Source organism: Flavobacterium sp. JAS, assembly GCF_020991455.1.
GTDB lineage: Bacteria > Bacteroidota > Bacteroidia > Flavobacteriales > Flavobacteriaceae > Flavobacterium.
The window spans coordinates 235,265-256,122 of record NZ_JAJMOX010000003.1 but is presented as its reverse complement, the minus strand read 5'-3'; the positions used below and the strand labels follow the sequence as shown (position 1 = coordinate 256,122).

At 31.9% G+C, this 20,858-nt stretch carries 20 protein-coding genes; 6 read left to right on the top strand and 14 right to left on the bottom strand.

Annotated elements, in window-relative coordinates:
- The 4 genes from LPB88_RS05190 to LPB88_RS05175 form a co-directional block, all read right to left on the bottom strand.
- The gene (locus tag LPB88_RS05190) at positions 1-195 is read right to left on the bottom strand and encodes a CcoQ/FixQ family Cbb3-type cytochrome c oxidase assembly chaperone (RefSeq protein ID WP_230713172.1); all 195 of its coding nucleotides are present in this window, start codon (positions 193-195) and stop codon (positions 1-3) included.
- A gap of 7 nt (positions 196-202) precedes the next feature.
- Entirely contained in the window at positions 203-2,392 is a 2,190-nt protein-coding gene (gene ccoN / locus LPB88_RS05185; protein ID WP_230713171.1) for a cytochrome-c oxidase, cbb3-type subunit I, read from the bottom strand.
- Between the two features lie 2 nt (positions 2,393-2,394).
- The gene (ccoS, locus tag LPB88_RS05180; protein ID WP_089352373.1) at positions 2,395-2,586 is read right to left on the bottom strand and encodes a cbb3-type cytochrome oxidase assembly protein CcoS; all 192 of its coding nucleotides are present in this window, start codon (positions 2,584-2,586) and stop codon (positions 2,395-2,397) included.
- Positions 2,587-2,702: 116 nt separating this feature from the next.
- Positions 2,703-5,090, bottom strand: coding sequence for a heavy metal translocating P-type ATPase metal-binding domain-containing protein (locus tag LPB88_RS05175; RefSeq protein ID WP_230713170.1), 2,388 nt, complete (start codon positions 5,088-5,090; stop codon positions 2,703-2,705).
- A gap of 202 nt (positions 5,091-5,292) precedes the next feature.
- Between LPB88_RS05175 and LPB88_RS05170 the strand changes: the two genes are divergently transcribed.
- Positions 5,293-5,973: a Crp/Fnr family transcriptional regulator gene (locus LPB88_RS05170; RefSeq protein WP_230713168.1), complete on the top strand. Its 681-nt coding sequence runs from the start codon at positions 5,293-5,295 to the stop codon at positions 5,971-5,973.
- Here LPB88_RS05170 and mazG read toward each other — a convergent pair whose 3' ends face one another.
- The 4 genes from mazG to def all read right to left on the bottom strand — a co-directional run bounded on the left by mazG (position 5,974) and on the right by def (position 9,025).
- Positions 5,974-6,744 (bottom strand): nucleoside triphosphate pyrophosphohydrolase, encoded by a 771-nt coding sequence (gene mazG, locus LPB88_RS05165; protein WP_230713166.1) that lies wholly within the window; start codon positions 6,742-6,744, stop codon positions 5,974-5,976. It abuts the gene before it with no gap.
- A gap of 97 nt (positions 6,745-6,841) precedes the next feature.
- Positions 6,842-7,621, bottom strand: a complete 780-nt coding sequence (locus tag LPB88_RS05160; RefSeq protein ID WP_230713164.1) for a carbonic anhydrase — start codon at positions 7,619-7,621, stop codon at positions 6,842-6,844.
- A gap of 255 nt (positions 7,622-7,876) precedes the next feature.
- Positions 7,877-8,365 (bottom strand): DUF5606 domain-containing protein, encoded by a 489-nt coding sequence (locus LPB88_RS05155; RefSeq protein ID WP_230713162.1) that lies wholly within the window; start codon positions 8,363-8,365, stop codon positions 7,877-7,879.
- 69 nt (positions 8,366-8,434) lie between these two features.
- Positions 8,435-9,025, bottom strand: coding sequence for a peptide deformylase (gene def, locus LPB88_RS05150; RefSeq protein ID WP_230713160.1), 591 nt, complete (start codon positions 9,023-9,025; stop codon positions 8,435-8,437).
- Between the two features lie 201 nt (positions 9,026-9,226).
- Between def and LPB88_RS05145 the strand changes: the two genes are divergently transcribed.
- On the top strand, positions 9,227-11,449 hold the full coding sequence (locus LPB88_RS05145) for an FUSC family membrane protein (RefSeq protein ID WP_230713158.1): 2,223 nt from the start codon (positions 9,227-9,229) through the stop codon (positions 11,447-11,449).
- Positions 11,450-11,484: 35 nt separating this feature from the next.
- Here LPB88_RS05145 and LPB88_RS05140 read toward each other — a convergent pair whose 3' ends face one another.
- The 4 genes from LPB88_RS05140 to LPB88_RS05125 all read right to left on the bottom strand — a co-directional run bounded on the left by LPB88_RS05140 (position 11,485) and on the right by LPB88_RS05125 (position 14,825).
- Entirely contained in the window at positions 11,485-12,984 is a 1,500-nt protein-coding gene (locus LPB88_RS05140; RefSeq protein WP_230713156.1) for a malate:quinone oxidoreductase, read from the bottom strand.
- 121 nt (positions 12,985-13,105) lie between these two features.
- Positions 13,106-13,522: a Holliday junction resolvase RuvX gene (gene ruvX / locus LPB88_RS05135; RefSeq protein ID WP_230713154.1), complete on the bottom strand. Its 417-nt coding sequence runs from the start codon at positions 13,520-13,522 to the stop codon at positions 13,106-13,108.
- 301 nt (positions 13,523-13,823) lie between these two features.
- A complete protein-coding gene (locus LPB88_RS05130) occupies positions 13,824-14,057 on the bottom strand; it encodes a hypothetical protein (RefSeq protein ID WP_230713138.1) in 234 nt (77 codons plus the stop codon).
- A 138-nt stretch (positions 14,058-14,195) separates the two neighbouring features.
- A complete protein-coding gene (locus LPB88_RS05125; protein ID WP_230713130.1) occupies positions 14,196-14,825 on the bottom strand; it encodes a PAS domain-containing protein in 630 nt (209 codons plus the stop codon).
- A 290-nt stretch (positions 14,826-15,115) separates the two neighbouring features.
- On the opposite strand from LPB88_RS05125, the gene LPB88_RS05120 reads away from it, so the two are divergent.
- The 3 genes from LPB88_RS05120 (at position 15,116) to LPB88_RS05110 (ending at position 17,883) form a co-directional block, all read left to right on the top strand.
- A complete protein-coding gene (locus tag LPB88_RS05120) occupies positions 15,116-15,931 on the top strand; it encodes a 2,3,4,5-tetrahydropyridine-2,6-dicarboxylate N-succinyltransferase (protein WP_026982140.1) in 816 nt (271 codons plus the stop codon).
- A 108-nt stretch (positions 15,932-16,039) separates the two neighbouring features.
- Positions 16,040-17,116: a glycosyltransferase family 9 protein gene (locus LPB88_RS05115; RefSeq protein ID WP_230713128.1), complete on the top strand. Its 1,077-nt coding sequence runs from the start codon at positions 16,040-16,042 to the stop codon at positions 17,114-17,116.
- Positions 17,113-17,883: a glycosyltransferase family 2 protein gene (locus LPB88_RS05110; protein WP_230713126.1), complete on the top strand. Its 771-nt coding sequence runs from the start codon at positions 17,113-17,115 to the stop codon at positions 17,881-17,883. The genes LPB88_RS05115 and LPB88_RS05110 overlap by 4 nt, the downstream gene beginning before the upstream one ends.
- On the opposite strand, the gene LPB88_RS05105 is transcribed toward LPB88_RS05110, so the two are convergent.
- Positions 17,880-18,647: a Kdo domain containing protein gene (locus LPB88_RS05105; protein WP_230713123.1), complete on the bottom strand. Its 768-nt coding sequence runs from the start codon at positions 18,645-18,647 to the stop codon at positions 17,880-17,882. The two genes, LPB88_RS05110 and LPB88_RS05105, sit on opposite strands and share 4 nt — an antisense overlap.
- Before the next feature lie 83 nt (positions 18,648-18,730).
- On the opposite strand from LPB88_RS05105, the gene LPB88_RS05100 reads away from it, so the two are divergent.
- Complete coding sequence (locus tag LPB88_RS05100) at positions 18,731-19,807, top strand: glycosyltransferase family 1 protein (protein ID WP_230713121.1); 1,077 nt, start codon at positions 18,731-18,733, stop codon at positions 19,805-19,807.
- On the opposite strand, the gene LPB88_RS05095 is transcribed toward LPB88_RS05100, so the two are convergent.
- Positions 19,804-20,688, bottom strand: a complete 885-nt coding sequence (locus LPB88_RS05095; protein WP_230713119.1) for a hypothetical protein — start codon at positions 20,686-20,688, stop codon at positions 19,804-19,806. The genes LPB88_RS05100 and LPB88_RS05095 overlap by 4 nt on opposite strands.
- Positions 20,689-20,858: the final 170 nt, after the last annotated feature.

Below are 20,858 nucleotides of genomic sequence, written 5' to 3'. Positions count from 1 at the left end.
TTAAATATCTTTTGAAATTAAACTATGCCCTTCATCCAAAGGTATTTCACTCATTTCCTGAATTTTTTCTTTTTTATATGAGAAAACCCAAAAGCCTAATCCAACAAAAAAGAAAAAGAATATCAAGAGAGAAAGTATCGGGTAAATTTCTATACCCGAAATAGTCTCCATATTGTGTTTTATTTGTTCAAACATAATGTTGTTATTTAGAAGAAATTTCTTTTACTTTAATATCAGTTCCAAGTCTTTGTATATAGGCAATCATAGCAACTATCTCTCTTTCATTCATAGGAATGAATTTTTCGCCTCGTGCAGCTGCTTTTTTCTTACTTTCCTCATAACTTTTCACATAGTCCGGATCGTTTTCTAAACTTTTTTCGATTGCTAATGCCTGGGTTCTTAATGTTTTTTGTGCATTTGTAATTTCAGCTTCTGTATATGGAACACCAAGTGTAACCATGGCCTGCATTTTCTTTTGAGTTAATGAAATGTCCATCGCCTCATTATCAAATAACCATTTGTACCCTGGCATAATTGAACCTGCAGAAATACTTTGCGGATTCCAGAAATGGTTAAAATGCCAATTGTCATTGTATTTTCCACCTACTCTTAGCAAATCAGGACCTGTACGTTTTGATCCCCAAAGGAATGGATGATCATACACAAACTCTCCTGCTTTTGCTTGTGGTCCGTAACGTTCTACTTCACTTCTAAAAGGACGAACTGACTGTGAATGACAACCAACACAACCTTCTCTGATATATAGATCACGTCCTTCAAGTTCTAAAGGTGAATATGGTTTAACACTTGAAATTGTTGGAATGTTTGATTTAACCATAATCGTTGGTACTATTTGAATAATCCCTCCAATTAAAATGGCAATTGTAGCCAAAATGGTTAACTGAATTGGCTTTCTTTCTAACCAGGTATGAAATTTTTCTCCATTAAGCCTGCCACTGCTAATTCTTTGTAAAGCCGGAGCCTGAGCCAATTCATCTTCAATAGTATTACCTGCTCTCACGGTCATAATGATATTATAAACCAATGTCAGCATTCCAATTAAATACAAAGTACCTCCAATTGCTCTCATCCAATATAATGGCATGATTGCAGTTACTGTTTCAAGGAAGTTACCATATGTTAAGGTACCATCAGGATTGAATTGTTTCCACATCGATGCTTGTTGAAAACCTGCAACGTACATTGGTAAAGCGTATAAAATAATTCCTAAAGTCCCAATCCAGAAGTGGAAGTTGGCTAATTTCTTTGAGAATAATGTACTTTTTGTCATTCTTGGAATCAACCAATAAATAATACCAAATGACATGAACCCGTTCCAAGCTAATGCTCCTACGTGAACGTGTGCAATAATCCAGTCTGTATAGTGCGCAATAGCATTTACATTTTTTAAAGAAAGCATTGGTCCTTCAAAAGTCGCCATTCCGTAACCTGTAATAGCCACTACAAAGAATTTCAAAACTGGTTCTTCACGAACTTTATCCCAGGCACCTCTCAACGTCAAAAGTCCGTTGATCATACCTCCCCAAGATGGAGCGATTAACATTACAGAAAATGCAACACCTAAATTTTGAGCCCAGTTTGGTAGAGCTGAATATAATAGGTGGTGTGGCCCTGCCCAGATATAAATAAAGATTAAAGACCAAAAGTGAATAATTGATAAACGGTAAGAATAAATAGGACGATTAGCAACTTTTGGAATAAAATAATACATCAATCCTAAAAATGGTGTTGTTAAGAAAAAAGCAACTGCATTATGACCGTACCACCATTGTACCAGTGCATCCTGAACTCCCGCATAAACAGAATAACTTTTTAAAGCTGAAACCGGAAGTTCAATATTATTGAAAATATGCAAAACTGCTACTGTTACAAAAGTTGCAAGATAAAACCAAATTGCAACATATAAATGACGCTCTCTACGACGCAACATTGTACCAATCATATTGATTCCCATTACTACCCAAATAAGTGCAATAGCAATATCTATTGGCCATTCTAACTCAGCATATTCTTTAGAAGAAGTATAACCTAAAGGTAATGTTATAGCTGCCGCAACAATAATAAGCTGCCAGCCCCAAAAATGTAAGTTACTTAAAAAATCACTAAACATTCTGGCTTTTAACAATCGCTGTAGCGAGTAATACATACCGGCAAAAAAAGCATTTCCAACAAAAGCAAAAATAACCGCATTGGTGTGTAATGGTCTTAATCGACCGTAACTAAGCCATGAAATCCCGTCTGTGATATTGGGAAAAAGGTACATAACCGCTAAGGTTAGCCCCACTAACATACCCACTACTCCAAAAAGGATGGTGGCGTAAATGAATTTTTTTACAATTTTGTTGTCGTAGTAAAACTGTTCCATTTCCATAATTATACTTGTTTTTCTTCTGTTGGTGAATTATTATTCTTGGGAGTGATTTTGGTTTCGTCGTCAAAAAGCATTCTGACTGAAGGTGTATAATCGTCGTCGTACTGCCCTGATTTAACAGCTACGATAAAAGCAATAAAGAATCCAATTGCAACGAAAATACTTACTGAAATTAATAGATAAATAACACTCATACCCTAAATTTATGTTAACAAAATTACTACGTTACTGGCAGGTAAAATATGATAATTATCATAGTTAGAGGCTTATGTTAAATTTATAAAAAAAAAACTTATAAAATTATTTATAATTATTCTAAATTTCTGATACTGAAATAGTTAGACATTGACGTAACAAAACTAACTATCGTAATAGTGCTCAAAGGCATGATAATCGCAGCAACTAATGGGAGTAAATTACCTGTAATAGCAAATGAAAGTCCAACGATATTATAGAGTAGTGATAATCCAAAACTCATTTTTATTATAGTAATAGACTTTTGAGATAATTTTAAAAAGTAATCTAGTCGCGAAAATTCACTTGCGGCCAAAATTGCATCGCAAGCTGGAGAAAATACATTAACGTTTTCAGAAATTGAAATCCCGACATTACTTTGTGCTAATGCTCCAGCATCATTTAAACCATCACCAACCATCATCACGTTTTGACCATTTTCTTGTAGTTCTTTAATAAACTCTAGTTTCTGCTCCGGTTTTTGATTAAAAATAAGTTCTGTGGTTTTAGGTAAAATTGCCTCTAAATTGGCTCTCTCTCCGTCATTATCTCCTGAGAGTACTTTTATCTGGTAGTCTTTACTTAGTGTCATGAATAATTTTTCCAGACCTTCACGATATTGATTCTGGAAGGTAAATTTCCCATAATAAACAGTATCAATTCTAATATGCAGTCCTGTTTTTTCGATTTCAGAAAGGTCTGTAACCGGGCTATCCACAAACTCCGCAGATCCTATTTTGATTGTTTTATTTTGAGCAGATGCCTCAATTCCTTTTCCGGTTATTTCCTGAAAGTTATCAATTACTATTCTTTTCGATTCCGGCAAAAAATCATATAACATTCGGCTCAAAGGGTGATTTGAGCCACGAAGAACATTTTTGATAAGTATAAAATCTGCTTCACTTAATTTATCTCCTTCATATAGAATATTGGATTTTTTGTTGGTTGTAATTGTTCCGGTTTTATCAAAAACTATGGTATCTACTTTAGCCAATTGTTCTATAACTAAAGCATTTTTAAGATACATTTTTTGCTTGCCCATTATTCTCAGAATATTCCCAAAGGCAAAAGGTGCTGTAAGGGCCAGCGCACAAGGACAAGCCACAATTAAAACGGCAGTAAAAACATTGAAAGCCGTATTGGCATCGATAAATATCCAGTAGCCAAATCCTCCAAAAGCAATTAATAATAAAATAGGTGTAAAGTAGCGACTAATTGCATCGGTAATTGTTTTGTGTTTCTGGAATACTTTTTTCTGGAAAATTTCATTACTCCACAACTGCGTCAGATAACTTTGGGAAACGGAATGCAAAACTTCCATTTCAACAACTTTACCTATTTGTTTTCCGCCTGCAAATACTTTATCTCCCGATTTTTTTGTGATAGGAACTGCTTCTCCTGTTACAAAACTGTAATCAATTTCAGCGCTTTCACTTATTAAAATACCGTCAACGGGTATTAATTCCTGATTTCTAATTAATAATCGATTCCCTTTTAAAATATCATAAATAGGAACACTTTCTTCAGATGTATCTGCATTGATTCGGGTAACAGCAATTGGGAAATAAGATTTAAAGTCACGTTCGAAACTTAAAAAACTATAGGTTTTTATTTGAAACATTTTCCCGAGCAACATAAAGAAAACCAGTCCCGTTAAGCTGTCAAAAAAACCAGATCCATAATTCATAACAATATCAAAAGTGCTTCGAATAAACATGACGATAATTCCTAAAGCAATTGGAATATCGATGTTCAACATTCTTGATTTGATACTTTTATAAGCCGAAACATAATAACCACTTGCCGAATATAGAAAACTAGGCAAGGCTAAAAGAAAAATTAAAATTCTAAAAAAAGGTTTGTAATTATCTAACCAGAATTCTTTAATTTCAAAGTATTCCGGAAAAGAAAGCAACATAATATTTCCAAAACAAAAGAAAGCAACACCAAGTTTATAGGTTAAACTTCGATCGATACTATTTTTTCCTGTCTCGTAATTTTCTAAACTAATATAAGGTTCATAACCAATTGAACTAAGTAAATTTGCAATGTCTTTGAGGGAAACAACATCTGAATTGAAGGTAATTCGAACTCTTTTTTCAGGAAAATTAACTTGTGAAGTACTTATTCCTGATTGAATTCTGTTTAAATTTTCCAAAATCCAAATACAAGAACTGCAATGAATATGAGGTATGTTTAAAGAAACAATTGCTGTATTGCCTTCTTGAAATTCTAATATTTTTGATAAAATAGCCTCATTGTCCAGGAAGTCATATTTACCCTGAATATCTTGCGGAGTGGCACCTGGTGATTTCTCAAAATCATAATAACAGGTTAAATCATGAAGACTAAAAATTTCGTAAACGGTTTTACAGCCGTTGCAACAAAACTTTTTTTCATCAAAATTGATTTCTTCATTTTTAGGAATGGTAAGTCCACAATGAAAGCAACTCTGTTCACTCATAATTTGTTTTTTTAATCTAACAAATATTCAAAATAAGAAGCGACTTTAAATATGACATTTATCATAGTACAATAAAATCAAATTCTAATTTACTGAAATAAAACAGGTAAATAACAAGATAAGATTTTTTATATATTTTTTTAGGTCGTAATAGCACCTTCGAAAGCGATTATTGGTTAATTTTGCAGTAAATTTTTTTGCTATGAATAAATGTGACCAATGTATCGTAAGACAGCTTTCTTCTCTTAAAGCACTGAATAAAGATGAGGTTGTACAGTTGGCTAATAGCAAATCTACCTACAAAATAAAAAAGGGAGAAGCAATTTTTGAAGAAGGCGAAATCACAAATGGCGTCTTTTGTATAAAAGACGGTGTTGGAAAACTTTCTAAATTAAGTGCTAACGGAAAAGATCAGATTGTTAAGCTGGTAAAATCAGGAGAACTTTTAGGTCAGCGCTCTATGATTAGTAACGAACCGGCAAACCTGACTGCAAAAGCTGTTGCCGATATGGAAGTTTGCTTTATTCCAAAAACCGAAATCATACACTTCTTTAATAATAACAATCAGTTCTCAATGAACCTGATGCAATCTGTTTGTGAGGATTTGAAAGAATCTGAAAACGATAAAATCGCATTGGTTCAAAAAACGGTTAAACAGCGATTGGCAGAAACCTTGTTATATCTATATGACTGCTTTGGCGAAAACGCAGATAAAACTCTAAAAGTACAGCTTAGCAGAGAAGAATTAGCCGGAATGATTGGAACTGCTACTGAAAGCTGTATTCGATTGTTATCTGATTTTAATAAACTGGAATTGATTGAATTAAAAGGAAAAAAAATTATGCTGAAAGATATTAAAACATTAAAAAAACTAGCTGAATAGTTATAGTTTCTTAGCCTCGTTCCAAAAAATATCCATTTCTGCCAAAGTCATATCCATTAACGGCTTTCCTAATTCACTGGCTTTGCTTTCAAGGTATTGAAAACGCTTGATAAACTTTTTATTTGTACGTTCTAGAGCGTCTTCCGGATTCACATTTAGAAATCTTGCATAATTAATCATCGAGAATAGAACATCACCAAATTCGGCTTCAATTTTATCCTGATCGCCAGATAGCACCTCTACTTGCAATTCTTCAAGTTCTTCCTGGACTTTATCCCAAACCTGGTGCGGTTCTTCCCAATCAAAACCAACTCCTTTTACTTTATCCTGAATTCGGCTTGCTTTTACCAATGCCGGCAAACTTCTTGGAACTCCTTCTAAAACGGATTTTTTCCCTTCTTTAAGCTTTAATTTTTCCCAGTTTTGCTTAACTTCTTCTTCGTCTTTTACAACTGTATCACTATAAATATGGGGATGACGATGAATTAGCTTATCGCAAATTTCATTACAAACATCAGCAATATCAAAATCATTGGTTTCAGAACCTATTTTAGCGTAAAAAACAATATGAAGTAATAAATCACCTAATTCTTTTTTAACTTCATTTAGATCATTATCCAAAATAGCATCTCCTAATTCGTAAGTCTCCTCAATTGTAAGATGTCTAAGGGTTTGCAACGTTTGTTTTTTATCCCAAGGACATTGTTCACGCAGCTCATCCATGATAATTAATAATCTTTCGAAGGCTTTAAGTTGAAGTTCTTTGCTCATTGTTTTATTTATTAGAACAAAAATAATTTATTTTATTAATTAAGTCATCTATATATATAAAAAGAAGATCTTACGATCTTCTTTTTTCTAACAATACTTATTTAGATTCCTTAATAACTCGCCCATTTAATTGCTGGATATCTCTAAAATTATTAATTGGCATTATTTTTCTTAAATCCTCAATCATTTTTAAAGAAACATCTACTGAATTTTTAAAAATAAACCATTGAACTCCCTCTGTACAAGGAGGAGTTGTTAGTGACCCCGTATATGTATAATATGCTTGATTATCAGGTAAAACTTCTTTTAAATTGAAAACATCTTTTACTTCAATAGTCTCGTTAACTTTAATTGGTAAAAATTTATCAAGAAAATCAAAAGTTTCATTATTCTCCTTACTTTCTTTTGCCATTATAGCCACCACGGCAAACTTCCCTTCCTTATTTTTATGAACCATATGAATTACTAATGGATATCTAACTCCTTTAACAGTATGTTCTGCCGGTTCATGAAAATGAAATTGCACTAAATTATATTGATCCCCATTAAGAGTTATATAATTTTGTTCCTCAAAATTAAACTGAATAGAATGTCCATTATTTACAACATCATGTATTTTTGTTTCTTCACTGTAATGGAAATCAATAGGCTGTAAAGTTTCATCCATTTCGGTTTCTACAATATCTACAGGAGATTGTGCATTTCCTCCACAATCACTCTGATCAATTTCTGACCAATATTTTGGTCCTGTTTCTCCATCGTAACTCCAATGCTTTGCTTCATTATCCGTTACTTTTTTTTCTCCTTTATTATTCTCACAAGATGTAAGAATAATTACTGTCAATCCAAGCAAAATTTTTGCGCTAACCTTTTCCATCTTTTTATTTAAAATTAAATTATAGAAAAACATATCAACTTTCAATTCAATTTTCAAAACTAAAAGCATCAAACCGAAACAGGATTCTTTTATTTAAGCAAATGAATAATTAGATATATTTTCCTACAAATTTAAATTTTAAATTTCATTAATTGCCTTTAAAAAATCATAAATAATTCTAAATATGTATAGCTAAAAAAAATCCTGTCAAGAAAATGTCTTAACAGGATTAATATATTTGAATGTAAAAATCTACTATTCTTCTTTTTTAGCTTTTGCTTTTTTAGCAGCAGGAGCTTTTTTTGCTTTTTCTTCAACAACTGGAGCTTCTTCTGTAGTTTCAGCAGCAGCAGCTGGAGCTAAATCAGTAACTAATCCTTTAGCCTGAAGTGTGTTATACCAGTTTAATACTTTTTTAATATCAGAAGGATAAACTCTTTCTTCATCATAATCTGGTAAAATTTCTTTGAAATAACCTGCTAATGTAGCGTTATCTTCTTTGTGCGAAATAGCTTGTCCTTTATTCTCTTTAGCTGCAATACGTTGCATTACTTCAGTTAATGGTTTTTCGCCATCGTGCGTATAAATTGAAATTTCTGATAATAAACTTACGTTACTTTTTAAGTTTACTGTAATTTTTTTTCCATCTAATAATGATTCTGCCACAAAACCTGTACGAGTTTGTACTTTCAATACATATAAACCTGGTTTCCCAGAAATGGCTAAAATTTTCTCTAAATTCATGTTTATTAAAATTAGTATTAAGAATTTGATTTATTATATTTTCTCGATTCTAAAACTACTTTAGAATACTTATCTTCCTTTTTTTGCAGCAGCAAATTTCATTCTGTACTCTTGAAAAGTTTTACCTTCAGTAATATTTTTCAATTTCTTTTGAATCAAACGCTTTTTCAGAGAAGATATTTTATCTGTGAATAAAACGCCTTCGATATGATCGTATTCGTGCTGAATAACTCTTGCTATTAAACCATCAAAAACCTCTGTTTTCATCACGAAATCTTCTTCGCAATATTCTATCGTAACAGTTGGTTTTCTATAAACATCTTCGCGAACATCCGGAATACTTAAGCATCCTTCGTTAAAACTCCACTCCTCACCTTCTTCTTTAAGAATTTTAGCATTGATAAAAGTCTTTTTAAATCCTTTTAAGTTTTTTTGCTCTTCTGACGGTAAATCTTCATCATCGCTAAAAGGAGTCGTATCAATCACAAACAAACGAATTGCCATACCCACTTGCGGTGCAGCAAGTCCAACACCATAAGCGTTGTACATGGTTTCATACATGTTTGCTATTGTTTCTTTTAAGTTTGGGTAATCTGGCGTAATTGCCTCACCCACTTTTCTTAAAACAGGATCACCATATCCTACAATTGGTAAAATCATTTGTATTATTTTAATGTATTATCTACTGAAAAACCTAAATTTAGTCCTCCTTAATTCAGGTGGCAAAAATAGTAAAAAATAGTCAATGAATAATTTTCTACAATAGAATATATCTATTTTTCGATTATTCCGCAAAATCTCATCCATAATTATGCCAAAATAATTCGTACAATTCTTACCTTTGCTAGTAAACCGCAATATATGCTTGATCGTATCTCGAAATTCACCAACAGTACTTCTTTTTTAAATGCCTCAAAAGTAACTATTGCTTCTGTTGTTCCTGTTTTAATTTTAAATTTTTTAGGACATTTCGAAATTGGTTTTACAATCGCCTTAGGTGCATTTTATACGTATCCAAGTGACATTCCTAGTTCATTAAGTCATAAGATTAAGGGACTTATTGTTGCGTCCTTTATTGTATCAGGTGTCAATTTATTAGTAAATCTTACCTATCCATATCCGTTTTTATTTTATCCTTTTTTGGGGTTCTTACTTTTTCTATGCTCGATGATTTCGGTTTATGGACAACGTGCTACTTTAGTTTCATTTTCAGCTTTATTATCAATTTCATTATCATTTGGGCATTTGCATGAAGGATGGGAAGCTTTTGAATACTCCGGTTTTATCTTTATTGGTGGTATTCTTTATTTAATTGTATCTCTTGTTTTTCATTTTATACAACCATATAAGTATGTCGAATTACAAATTGCCGAAGGAATAAAACTAACTGCAAAATACTTAAAATTAAGAGGTGATTTATGGAGTCCTGAAGCTAATCGACAAGCCATAATTGAGAAACAATTGGCTGTTCAAGTTGATTTAAACTTGATTCATGAAGATTTAAGAAAGATGCTTATTGGTAATCAAAGCGCATCCGCAACCACGAGTCAAAACCGTAAAATGCTGCTTGTTTTTATCACATTAGTCGAAATTCAGGAACTGGCACTTTATACCTCATTTGATCATAGCAAACTTCACGAGAAATTTGCCAAACATCCGGATGTTCTCAGAACTTATCAAAATGTAGCTTATAAACTAGCTTCAACTCTGAAGAAGCTTTCTAAAAACGTACATCATATTGCCGTTTATGTAGATAAAAATGATTTAAAAAATGAACTTGATGCTCTTGAGTTTGCCATTTTTGATTATGAAAAAACATTAGGCCCGGAAGAAGCTGCCGAAGGCGTTTTGATGTTAACCAATATGCTGAAATATGCTAAAAACCAAGTTGGAAAAATTAAAATTATCCAACGTGCTTTTTCGCTTGCTATGCAATCTTATAAACTAAAAGATAAGGACAAAGAGTTAGAGAAATTCTTAACACCTCAATATTATCCGTTACGTACATTAACAGAAAACTTAAGTCTTTCCTCTTCTATTTTCAGGCATTCCTTGCGTTTAACGATCACCATTTTGATTGGTTTTGTTATTGGGCAGCTTTTACCATTTCAAAATGTCTATTGGATTTTATTGACGATAGTAGTAATTATGCGGCCTGGTTATGGACTAACCAAGGAACGTTCGTACAATAGAATTTTCGGAACTATTCTAGGCGGATTATTGGCTTTCGGAATTGTTTCAATCATTCAAAACCACGTTGCGCTTAGTATATTATCTATTATTTGTATGCTTCTTGGAATTTCGTTTACTCAAATCAATTATAAAATAAGCGCCACTTTTGTAACAATGTACGTTGTTTTTATTTACGGAATTTTAACGCCGAATGTTGTTGAAGTGATTCAGTTCAGAGTTTTAGACACATTAGCTGGGGCAATTTTAGCCTTTGTCGCCAATCAGTTTTTATGGCCTGCCTGGGAATTTATAAATACACCTATACATATTGAAAATACGATTCGTGCCAATAGAAATTACCTTAAAGAAATTGCTGATTATTATAATAAAAAAGGAGAAGTACCAACATCATACAGATTAGCCCGAAAAAATGCTTTTGTTGAAATTGGTAATTTAATGACTTCCTTTCAGCGAATGATGCAGGAGCCAAAATCGAAGCAAAAAACACTACCATTAGTTAACAAACTGGTTGTTTTAAACCATTCGATATTATCTGCTTTGGCATCATTATCGACTTATATTCAGTCGCACCAGACAACATCGGCCTCTGAATCCTTTAATTATATTATAAAAACCATTTTATCAAATTTAGATCATTCGATTTCTATTTTACGAAATGAAGCCATTATAACGGATACTTTTTTTGATAAAGAAGATGTCACGCTACAATTTGAAGAACTTAAACGTGTTAATTTTAAACGTTTAGCTGCAGATGACGAACTCGACAAAGAAACTCGTCAAGCAAAAATGCAGGAAGCACAAATGGTTATCGAACAATTGATTTGGATGAGTAATCTTGCCGAGAAGATTCTGAAGATTACAAAAGAGATAAAAGCAACAAATCCAGATTAATTCATCTGGATTTGTTATTTATATAAGATCTGATCTTAGTTATTTCTTAATTTCAAAACTTCAGCAGTTTGTTTTCTAAGTTCTGCTAAAAGCTCTGGTTTATCATTTAAAGTCTGTCCGTAAGAAGGAATCATATTTTTCATTTTTGCTTCCCATTCCGGTGTTTTAATTTGGTCTGTAAAACATCTGCTCACCAAATCTATCATAATAGCAACTGCAGTCGATGCTCCCGGAGAAGCTCCTAATAATACTGCCAAAGTTCCATCATGCGTATTGATTACTTCAGTACCAAATTCTAAAACTCCACCACCTTTTTCATCTTTTTTAATTACTTGAACACGTTGTCCCGCTTTCTCTAATTTCCAGTCTTTAGAACGTGCTGTTGGCAAATATTCGCGCAAAGCTTTCATTCTGTCTTTTGGAGATTGACGTACTTGCTCGATCAAATATTTAGTTAATGGAATATTATGGAATCCCGCTGATAACATCGGAATTAAATTATTTGCTTTTATAGATAATGGTAAATCCAAGTAAGAACCATTTTTTAAGAAACGTGTAGAGAATCCTGCAAAAGGACCAAAAAGCAATGCTTTTTCTCCATCAATTACACGAGTATCAATATGCGGAACTGACATTGGTGGCGCACCAACACTAGCTTTACCGTAAACTTTTGCCTGATGTTTAGCAATTACTTCCGGATTTGTACATTTCAACCATTGTCCGCTTACCGGAAAACCTCCGTAACCATTTCCTTCAGGAACATTTGCTTTTTCTAATAATGGCAATGAACCACCACCAGCACCAATAAAAACAAACTTAGTATAAGCTTTTCTTTTTTGACCTGTTGCTATATCTGTAATTTTAATTCTCCAGGATTTATCCTCACGTTGTCTTAATTTGACCACTTCATGATTAAAATATAAAGAAACACCATCCAGTTTTTCTAAATAATTAAACATACTTCTGGTCAAAGCCCCAAAATTTACATCGGTTCCAATTTCCATGTGTGTTGCGGCTAATTTTTCAGTAGTATCCCTACCTTCCATAACAAGCGGCATCCATTCTTTCAGTTTTTCAAAATCAGAACTGAATTCCATTTGAGAAAATATAGGATTGCTTTGCAGGGCTTCGAATCTCTTTTTAAGATATTCAACATTTTTATCTCCCCAGACAAAACTCATGTGAGGAACACTTTTTATAAAATTATCCGGAGATGGTACTTTATTCTCTTGGACTAGATAAGACCAAAATTGACGCGAAATCTCAAAAGATTCTGCTATACTTATTGCTTTTTTTGGATCAATACTTCCGTCAGCCTTTTCTGGAGTGTAATTTAGCTCACAAAAAGCTGAATGTCCCGTTCCTGCATTATTCCAAGCATCTGAGCTTTCGGCTGCAGCAACATCTAATCTTTCGTAAATTTCAATTTTTATATCAGGTTGTAATTCTTTCAAAATTACCCCAAGAGTAGCACTCATAATTCCCGCTCCAATAAGTACTACTTCACTATTAGAACGTATTGTTTCATTAGGCATAACAATATTGTTTTTAAAGTGCAAAGGTACTTTTTATAATTGCAAAAAAAAACTAAAATTACATGATAAAAGTTATGTTTTTCTAAAAATTAAGAGGCTATGGTTTTGAACGTTAAAAAAATTAAAAACGCTTTGAAGAAAGATAATCCTGAAGCATTATTGTAGCCGAAATTTCGTCAATTAATCCTTTATTCTGACGTTGTTTTTTGCTCAATCCGCTATCGATCATAGTTTGAAATGCCATTTTTGAAGTAAAACGCTCATCTACACGAACGACTTTCATATCTGGAAAAATATTAGAAAAATGAGTTACAAAACCTTTAATAATTGAAGCACTTTGTGAAGGTTGACCATTCATTTGTTTAGGCTCACCAATTAAAACTGCTTCGACTTTTTCTTTGGCAAAATAATCTTTCAAAAAATCGATTACAGTATTTGTTGGAATCGTAGTCAAACCCGACGCTATGATTTGCATTTCGTCAGTAACGGCAATTCCGGTACGTTTTTGTCCGTAGTCTATGGAGAGAATTCTTGGCATTTTGCAATTTTTTTATTCAAAGGTAAAAGGAAAATTCACAAACCTAAAGAGAATCTCTAATATTTTATAAAACTGAAAACCAAAACTATATTTTCATCAGTATCAACTTCATAAACTGAAACATAATCTCTAATATATTCACTATCAAAATACCTTGATTTTTTTAAAGAGAAAAGGATTGCGAACATCTTTCTTCAATTTTTTTATTAAATCATTTTTGAATTTTCTAGCCGCTTGTGGTTTATCTCTAGCTATATAATCAACTTGTTCATTTAGGACAAACAAAAAATCTTCAGTAAAACTAATCTTCATATTTAGAAATTGTTTTTTCTAAAATTTCATCAACTTCTTCTAGCGTATATAATTTTGTTGTTCCATTTTTTAATTTAGAATAAGCTGCATGTACTTTTCTTTTATTTTCATCAAAATCAGGATCTTCCGGAGTTATTTTTAATTCATCTGAAGAAAATGAATTTAAAAAACTCAAGATTTTTTCCTTAATTTCTGGCTGAAATTCTAATCTGATCGCATCCATAATACTTTCATTTATAACACAAATATAAACCATTTCGATCTAATGTTATTTAGATTTAACTTTCCAATAAAAAATCCGTTTTGAAAACTCAAAACGGACTTTACCCAAATATCTGAAACTAAAAAAATACAATTAAATTTATCTATTAAATAACCTTCTAAAAAAACCTTTTTCCTCTTCTTCTTCCTCCTCTTCTTCTACATATTGAGAGAATTTCGCCTGCCCTTTTTCATGTTCATAAATCAGTTCTTTAATATATTCGACATAAGTTCTCTTTTTTTCTTCGAGAAATCCAATCAAATATTTTTCGCTAAACTCAACTCCGCTTGCAGCTTCAATTTGCAGAAGTTTTTTATATAAAGGAATAATGTGTTGTGTTATCACTTCTTGCGGAACTGATTGTCTTCTTCCAAAATAATTTACAATTACGCCATTTTCATCTTTTGCGATTTCAAAATCGGTAATAACCCAATAATATCTTCCGGATTTAGCAAGATTCTTTACAATTGCATGAAAGTTTTTTCCACTTTTCAGATTTTCCCAAAGCACTTTAAAAATGACTTTTGGCATATCCGGATGGCGAATAATATTGTGCGGTTGCCCCATTAATTCGTAATCCTCATAACCTGATACATCAACAAATGTCTCGTTTGCATACTCAATTATGCCAAACGCATTTGTTTTACTCATAATTACCTGAGTTTTGTCCCACGAGACTTCTTTATCAATAACTGTAATTTGGTTTTGCAGCTGATTTTCTTGATTCATCTTTTACTGATTAAATGATTTTGTTTTGGAATGGTATATATAATTCCGTTTCTAAATCGTGTCGGAATTGTACCGCAAAATTAAAGAGAAGAAAAAACTCAAAATCTGATTTTTGTCATATTTTGATATTAAAAAAACTTTTAGAGGAGGTTAGTAAAAAGATATATGATTAAGAAACAAACTTTTTATTTATCAAATTAAAAACAAAAAGTTATATCTGTAACATTTTACAAAGCTTTTACTTTTTTGCTTTTGCCCAAATAAGTTATCTTTGCCAAAAATTAAATCTTATGAATTCTTTACAGACTATAATTGAACAAGCTTGGGAAAACAGAGCTTTATTACAAGAAACTACTACGACTGACGCCATTAGAGAAGTTATCGAATTGGTTGATGCAGGAAAATTACGTTGTGCTGAACCAGTTGGTGACAAATGGCAAGTAAACGAATGGGTTAAGAAAGCTGTTGTAATGTATTTCCCAATTCAAAAAATGGAAACATGGGAATCTGGTATTTTCGAGTATCACGACAAAATGTTGCTAAAAAGAGGTTATGCTGAAAAAGGAATTCGCGTAGTACCAAACGCTGTTGCACGTTACGGAGCTTATATCTCTAGCGGTGTTATTTTGATGCCAAGTTATGTAAATATTGGTGCTTATGTAGACGAAGGAACTATGGTTGATACTTGGGCAACTGTTGGTAGTTGTGCTCAAATTGGTAAAAATGTTCACTTAAGCGGTGGTGTTGGAATTGGTGGAGTTTTAGAGCCATTACAAGCTGCTCCGGTAATTATTGAAGACGGTGCTTTTATTGGTTCTCGTTGTATCGTTGTAGAAGGAGTTCATGTTGGTAAAGAAGCTGTTCTTGGTGCTAACGTTTGTTTGACTGCTTCAACAAAAATTATTGATGTAACTGGTGACGAGCCTGTTGAAATGAAAGGTTTTGTTCCTGCACGTTCAGTTGTAATTCCTGGAAGTTATACTAAAAAATTCGCTGCTGGTGAATTTCAGGTTCCATGTGCCTTGATTATTGGTACACGTAAACCATCTACAGATTTAAAAACTTCTTTAAACAATGCACTTCGTGAATACGACGTAGCTGTTTAATATATTTAAATAAAAGAAATTAAAAAATCCAAATTCCAATCTTATCAATTGGAATTTGGATTTTTTTTGCTTCAATTTGTAACCAACAAAAAGATTCCGTTTTTCAATATGAAGATACTTGTAATTCAACAAAAAATGATTGGCGACGTTTTGATAAGCAGTATAATATGCAATAATTTGCGTGCTGCATATCCTGATGCTCAAATAGATTATTTGGTATATGTTTCGACAACTCCGGTTTTAGAAGGCAATTCAAGTATTGACAACATTATTTTATTCGAAGAAAAACATCGCAAAAGCAAAAAAGAATTATTAAATCTTGGTTTACAGATCCGAAAAGAAAAATATGATTTGCTAATTGATGCGTATTCAAAATTAGAAAGCTGGATATTGGTTTTATTAAGCAATGCTAAACAAAAAATCTCGTATAAAAAACCAGGAAGAACCCTTTTATATACTGATAATGTTCCGTTTGAACCTTTCCCTAAAAGTAATTTAGGTTTAGCGATCGAAAGACGTCTTTCATTGCTAGAACCTTTGAATTTAAAGATAAAAACAGATCCAATTCCTAAATTATTTGTTTCTGAAAAAGAAAATCAGGAAGCTATTGCTCTTTTTGAAAAACACAATGTTCGAAAAGATCGAAAAACGGTTATGATAAGTCTTTTAGGAAGTGAAAAGCTAAAAACATATCCTTTAGAATTCATGGCTAAAGTAGTTGATTATGTTGCAGACAATACTGACGTAAATATTCTATTCAATTATTTTCCGAAACAAATTGAAGAAGCAAAAACTGTTTTTGACGCCTGTAAACCTTCCACACAGGAAAAAATATATTTTGATTTATTAGGTGGAGATTTACGTTCTTTTATTGGTTTAGTCAATCAATGTGATTTGATTATTGGTAACGATGGCGGCGCAATTAATATGGCAAAAGCTCTTGAAAAACCTTCTTTTATTATTTTTTCCCCTTGGATAGAAAAGAAAATCTGGGCCACTTTTGAAGATGGAATTCATCATCTTTCTGTGCATTTAAAAGATTATCGCTCTGATTTATTCGAACAGAAAACAGAAAAAATGCTCAAAAAAGAGTCTTTGTCTTTATATCAGGAATTTAAACCTGAATTTTTTAAGGATAAAATCGAATTGTTTCTAAAGCAAAATCTAAGCTCTTCTGCAAAATGATTTTATCAGAAAAACAACTTTTAACGGCATTGGTAATTACCTATAATGAGGAACAAAATATAAAAACTGTTCTCGATCATTTGGCTTTCGCCGATGAAATTATCGTTGTCGATTCTTTCAGTACAGATAAAACCTTCGAAATAGCAGCTTCATACGAAAACGTAAAAGTTGTACAGCGTGCTTTCGACAACTTTGCTTGTCAACGCAATTATGCTTTGAGTTTAGCCTCAAATTCATGGGTTCTTTTTATGGATGCAGATGAAAGAATAACACCTGAATTACAGCAAGAAATTAGCTTTGTAATCAATCAGCAAAATAGTGCTGCAGCGTATTATATGCGTCGAAATTTTATGTTCGAAAATAAAAAATTACGCTTTAGCGGATGGCAAACTGATAAAATTATCAGACTTTTCAAGAAAGAAAATGCCAGTTATAATATCAAGAAAATCGTTCACGAGAAACTAATCGTAAACGGGAAAATCGGAAAACTGAAAAACAGGCTTATTCATCATTCGTATTCGAATTATGATGATTATAAGCAAAAAATGGTTTTCTACGGACAATTAAAAGCTCAGGAAGAAGTTTTAAAAAAAACTTCTCCCAATTTTTTTCATTTTTATATTCGTCCCGCGTATCAATTTCTGAATCAATATCTGGTTCGTTTTGGTTTTCTGGACGGTAAAAAAGGAGTTATAATTTGCTACTTAAATGCTTTAAGTGTTGCCGTACGTTTTCAGGAACTTAAAAAAATCAAAGCAAAAAACTAAGATTTCCAGAATTTCAGCTTCTTTTTAAGTCTTTTCTTTTTCGCAAATCCTTCTTGAAAATCAGACGTTGCCTGCCACATTTTTTCAAAAATTTCAGCCTCAGTTTTCTCCTTATAAAACTTCGAATATTCGTTGCTCATTATTGCAATCATTCCTTTTTGTGGTGTTAAACGACTAAAATTATTCATGCGTTGCTCAAAACTCATTGCAGCATGAAAATTCATTCTGTTTAAATCAACCAAAAAGAATTCGTATTTATTTTCAACACCCTTTTTGATTAACGTATTTCCCGGAGAATGGTCCAGGAACTCTACTCCTTTTTCGTGCAAATCAAAAGTAAACTTCGTAAACTGTCTCAATATATTGTCGTGATCCGGATAATCAGGAATTTCAACCAATTCGCGATACGTTAATTCTGTTATCAAATGCTCGCTTACATAATAACTGTCTTTTAATCCGATAAGATTAAAATTTTCAAGAAATGCAATAGGTTGTGGTGTACCTATATTCTTCTCTAATAAAATGGTAGCAAATTCAAAAGATCGTTTTGCTTTTGATTTTCGAAAATACTTATACGCAATTTTATTAACGATATTCGGAATTTTAAACGATTTAATGTTGACCGTTTTTCCGTTAAGATCAAACAACTTAATCTTATTACGATCTCCATTTCCAAATAATTCTCCTGAAGAATTAAACGTTTTAATTTTGTCAAGAATTGACACCGTGCTATTTTCAAAAATGGGATTTACCTTAAAATTCATCAGTAGATTTTTATAACCAACAAAAATACGTATACAATTTAAGACTTCAAATTAATATTGTATTTTCGTAAAAAAAATAAAGGATGTCGCATCAAAAGAGTGTTTTTTTAGAAACTCATAATATAAACAACAGGGCAAGTGGCTTGGGAACTTTTAATTATGAATTAATTAAAGGATTGGCTTCATTAGATTTTAATGATCTGGAATTAACTTTAAACAGCTCAAAACCAGAGCTTCTTAAAGAAGAATTTAAAGACAAATTTAAGTACCATAAATACAACAGCCTTTCAAGACATCCGTTGTTCCGAATTCGAAAAAAATATGATTTATGGCATTCTGTAAACCAGAACATTAAAGTTGAGCCTTTTCGCACCAATAAATATTTGTTAACGGTTCATGATATTCATTTTGTTGAAGAAGTTTCTGCAGACAAAGATCATAGATTGAACAAGCTTTTTAAAGCAAAACTGGAAAGATCTAGTGCAATTACTTACATTTCAGAATTTGCTAAAAAACATACGCATGAACATTTTGATGTACCAAATGTTCCGGAATATATTATTTATAACGGAAACCCAATTTCAACACTTTTAGATACTTCATCTTTTACAAGCAATATTCCTGTAGACAAACCTTTTTTTTTCACGATTGGAGATTTTATTGAAAGAAAAAATTACGGTTCAATCATTAATATGATGAAACTAATAAAAGATTTCAATTTAATTATTTCCGGAAATAACAATAAAAAATATGGTGAAGAAATCAGGAAATTAATTGATGACAATGGTTTGAGCAATCAGGTTTTTTTGACTGGAAAAATATCTGATGAAGGAAAACAGTTTTATATGAAAAACTGTACTGCCTTTCTTTTTCCATCAATTCGGGAAGGTTTTGGACTTCCGCCAATTGAAGCTATGAGTTTTGGTAAACCTATATTTTTATCTGATAAAACTTCATTGCCTGAAATTGGAGGTGATATTTCTAATTACTGGACAAATTTTGATCCGGAGTATATGAAAAATGTACTTTTTGACGGATTAAATCATTTTGACACCAATAAAAATGAGATAGAAACTCTTTTGAAAAAAAGAGCTGCAAGTTTCGATTGGAAAATTGCAGCTGCTAGTTATTTAGATGTGTATAAACAAATTTTGTATTAAGGCCTAATCTTTTTTTTCATAAGAAACTTAAACCACTGTCCAAAGTTCTTTTTTAATAAAAAGAATTTTCCAACGTTAATTTTATTCGTTAATTTAAAATTGCTTAACAATTCCTGAAGAGATTTTCCTTCCATAAATTCTACTGTTTTCCAATGCATTGGATCTAAATAGAAAAAACCACGAATTTCTTTGTAATTAGAAAACGTAACCGAATCCCATTTACTCATAAATTCAGTTTTATTGATCTCATCATTATGTCCCCAATTTTCAAGTTTTTGAACCAAATCTTCTCTTGAACGGGACAAGCAATCGTGTAGAGCAACAGAATCAGTATAAATCGAACGACATTTGCCATGTCTTCCTACTTTATAATTTGGATAGTTTGTTGCAATCATAAATTTATCCAGTTTATCCACATACAAAACACCCTGATCTACATATTTATATAGATTAATTTTAAAACCACATATCTGAACTAACTTGTCCTGAGGATTTATCAGCAAATCATTTTTTGATTTAAGAAAAGAAACGAACTTACTAAAGTCATAAAAATATTCATCAGAATCCAGTTGAATTAACCAATTTCCAATTCCCATTTTATGAGCAAGCATTTTACGTTCCCGTATTTCGCACTCCATTGTAGTAAGTCCCTGAACATAGAACTCCTCTTCATATATGACTATTTTTTTTTGAACATCAAAGTCTTCAATCCATTTAAAAAAATCATCTTTAATTCCTATAGACTCCCCTTTCCAGGTCTTTCTATTGCTGTCAATTGCTAAAAAAATGGTATCTGCCTCTTTATAAACTGTTGGAATTGCATTTTTTAACAACTCATAATCGTAGGAAACTAAATATCCTACTTGTATTTTTCCTATCATTGATGCTTTTATGAAATTTGACACAAATTTACTACTTTATCTCTATTTTTGTTAAAAAAATCCTAATTTTATTTTAGATCCATATTTAAACCACATGTCTAAAAGTTCTTAAAATAGCTTGTTGTGTGCAATGTTTAAACTTAGATTTCCAATTCTCAGAACGCGCTTTT

Bases quoted from the DNA above. Each gene is read 5' to 3' on its own strand.
- LPB88_RS05190 (WP_230713172.1), bottom strand. From the start codon at position 195: ATGTTTGAACAAATAAAACACAATATGGAGACTATTTCGGGTATAGAA.
- ccoN (WP_230713171.1), bottom strand. From the start codon at position 2,392: ATGGAAATGGAACAGTTTTACTACGACAACAAAATTGTAAAAAAATTC.
- ccoS (WP_089352373.1), bottom strand. From the start codon at position 2,586: ATGAGTGTTATTTATCTATTAATTTCAGTAAGTATTTTCGTTGCAATT.
- LPB88_RS05175 (WP_230713170.1), bottom strand. From the start codon at position 5,090: ATGAGTGAACAGAGTTGCTTTCATTGTGGACTTACCATTCCTAAAAAT.
- LPB88_RS05170 (WP_230713168.1), top strand. From the start codon at position 5,293: ATGAATAAATGTGACCAATGTATCGTAAGACAGCTTTCTTCTCTTAAA.
- mazG (WP_230713166.1), bottom strand. From the start codon at position 6,744: ATGAGCAAAGAACTTCAACTTAAAGCCTTCGAAAGATTATTAATTATC.
- LPB88_RS05160 (WP_230713164.1), bottom strand. From the start codon at position 7,621: ATGGAAAAGGTTAGCGCAAAAATTTTGCTTGGATTGACAGTAATTATT.
- LPB88_RS05155 (WP_230713162.1), bottom strand. From the start codon at position 8,365: ATGAATTTAGAGAAAATTTTAGCCATTTCTGGGAAACCAGGTTTATAT.
- def (WP_230713160.1), bottom strand. From the start codon at position 9,025: ATGATTTTACCAATTGTAGGATATGGTGATCCTGTTTTAAGAAAAGTG.
- LPB88_RS05145 (WP_230713158.1), top strand. From the start codon at position 9,227: ATGCTTGATCGTATCTCGAAATTCACCAACAGTACTTCTTTTTTAAAT.
- LPB88_RS05140 (WP_230713156.1), bottom strand. From the start codon at position 12,984: ATGCCTAATGAAACAATACGTTCTAATAGTGAAGTAGTACTTATTGGA.
- ruvX (WP_230713154.1), bottom strand. From the start codon at position 13,522: ATGCCAAGAATTCTCTCCATAGACTACGGACAAAAACGTACCGGAATT.
- LPB88_RS05130 (WP_230713138.1), bottom strand. From the start codon at position 14,057: ATGGATGCGATCAGATTAGAATTTCAGCCAGAAATTAAGGAAAAAATC.
- LPB88_RS05125 (WP_230713130.1), bottom strand. From the start codon at position 14,825: ATGAATCAAGAAAATCAGCTGCAAAACCAAATTACAGTTATTGATAAA.
- LPB88_RS05120 (WP_026982140.1), top strand. From the start codon at position 15,116: ATGAATTCTTTACAGACTATAATTGAACAAGCTTGGGAAAACAGAGCT.
- LPB88_RS05115 (WP_230713128.1), top strand. From the start codon at position 16,040: ATGAAGATACTTGTAATTCAACAAAAAATGATTGGCGACGTTTTGATA.
- LPB88_RS05110 (WP_230713126.1), top strand. From the start codon at position 17,113: ATGATTTTATCAGAAAAACAACTTTTAACGGCATTGGTAATTACCTAT.
- LPB88_RS05105 (WP_230713123.1), bottom strand. From the start codon at position 18,647: ATGAATTTTAAGGTAAATCCCATTTTTGAAAATAGCACGGTGTCAATT.
- LPB88_RS05100 (WP_230713121.1), top strand. From the start codon at position 18,731: ATGTCGCATCAAAAGAGTGTTTTTTTAGAAACTCATAATATAAACAAC.
- LPB88_RS05095 (WP_230713119.1), bottom strand. From the start codon at position 20,688: ATGATAGGAAAAATACAAGTAGGATATTTAGTTTCCTACGATTATGAG.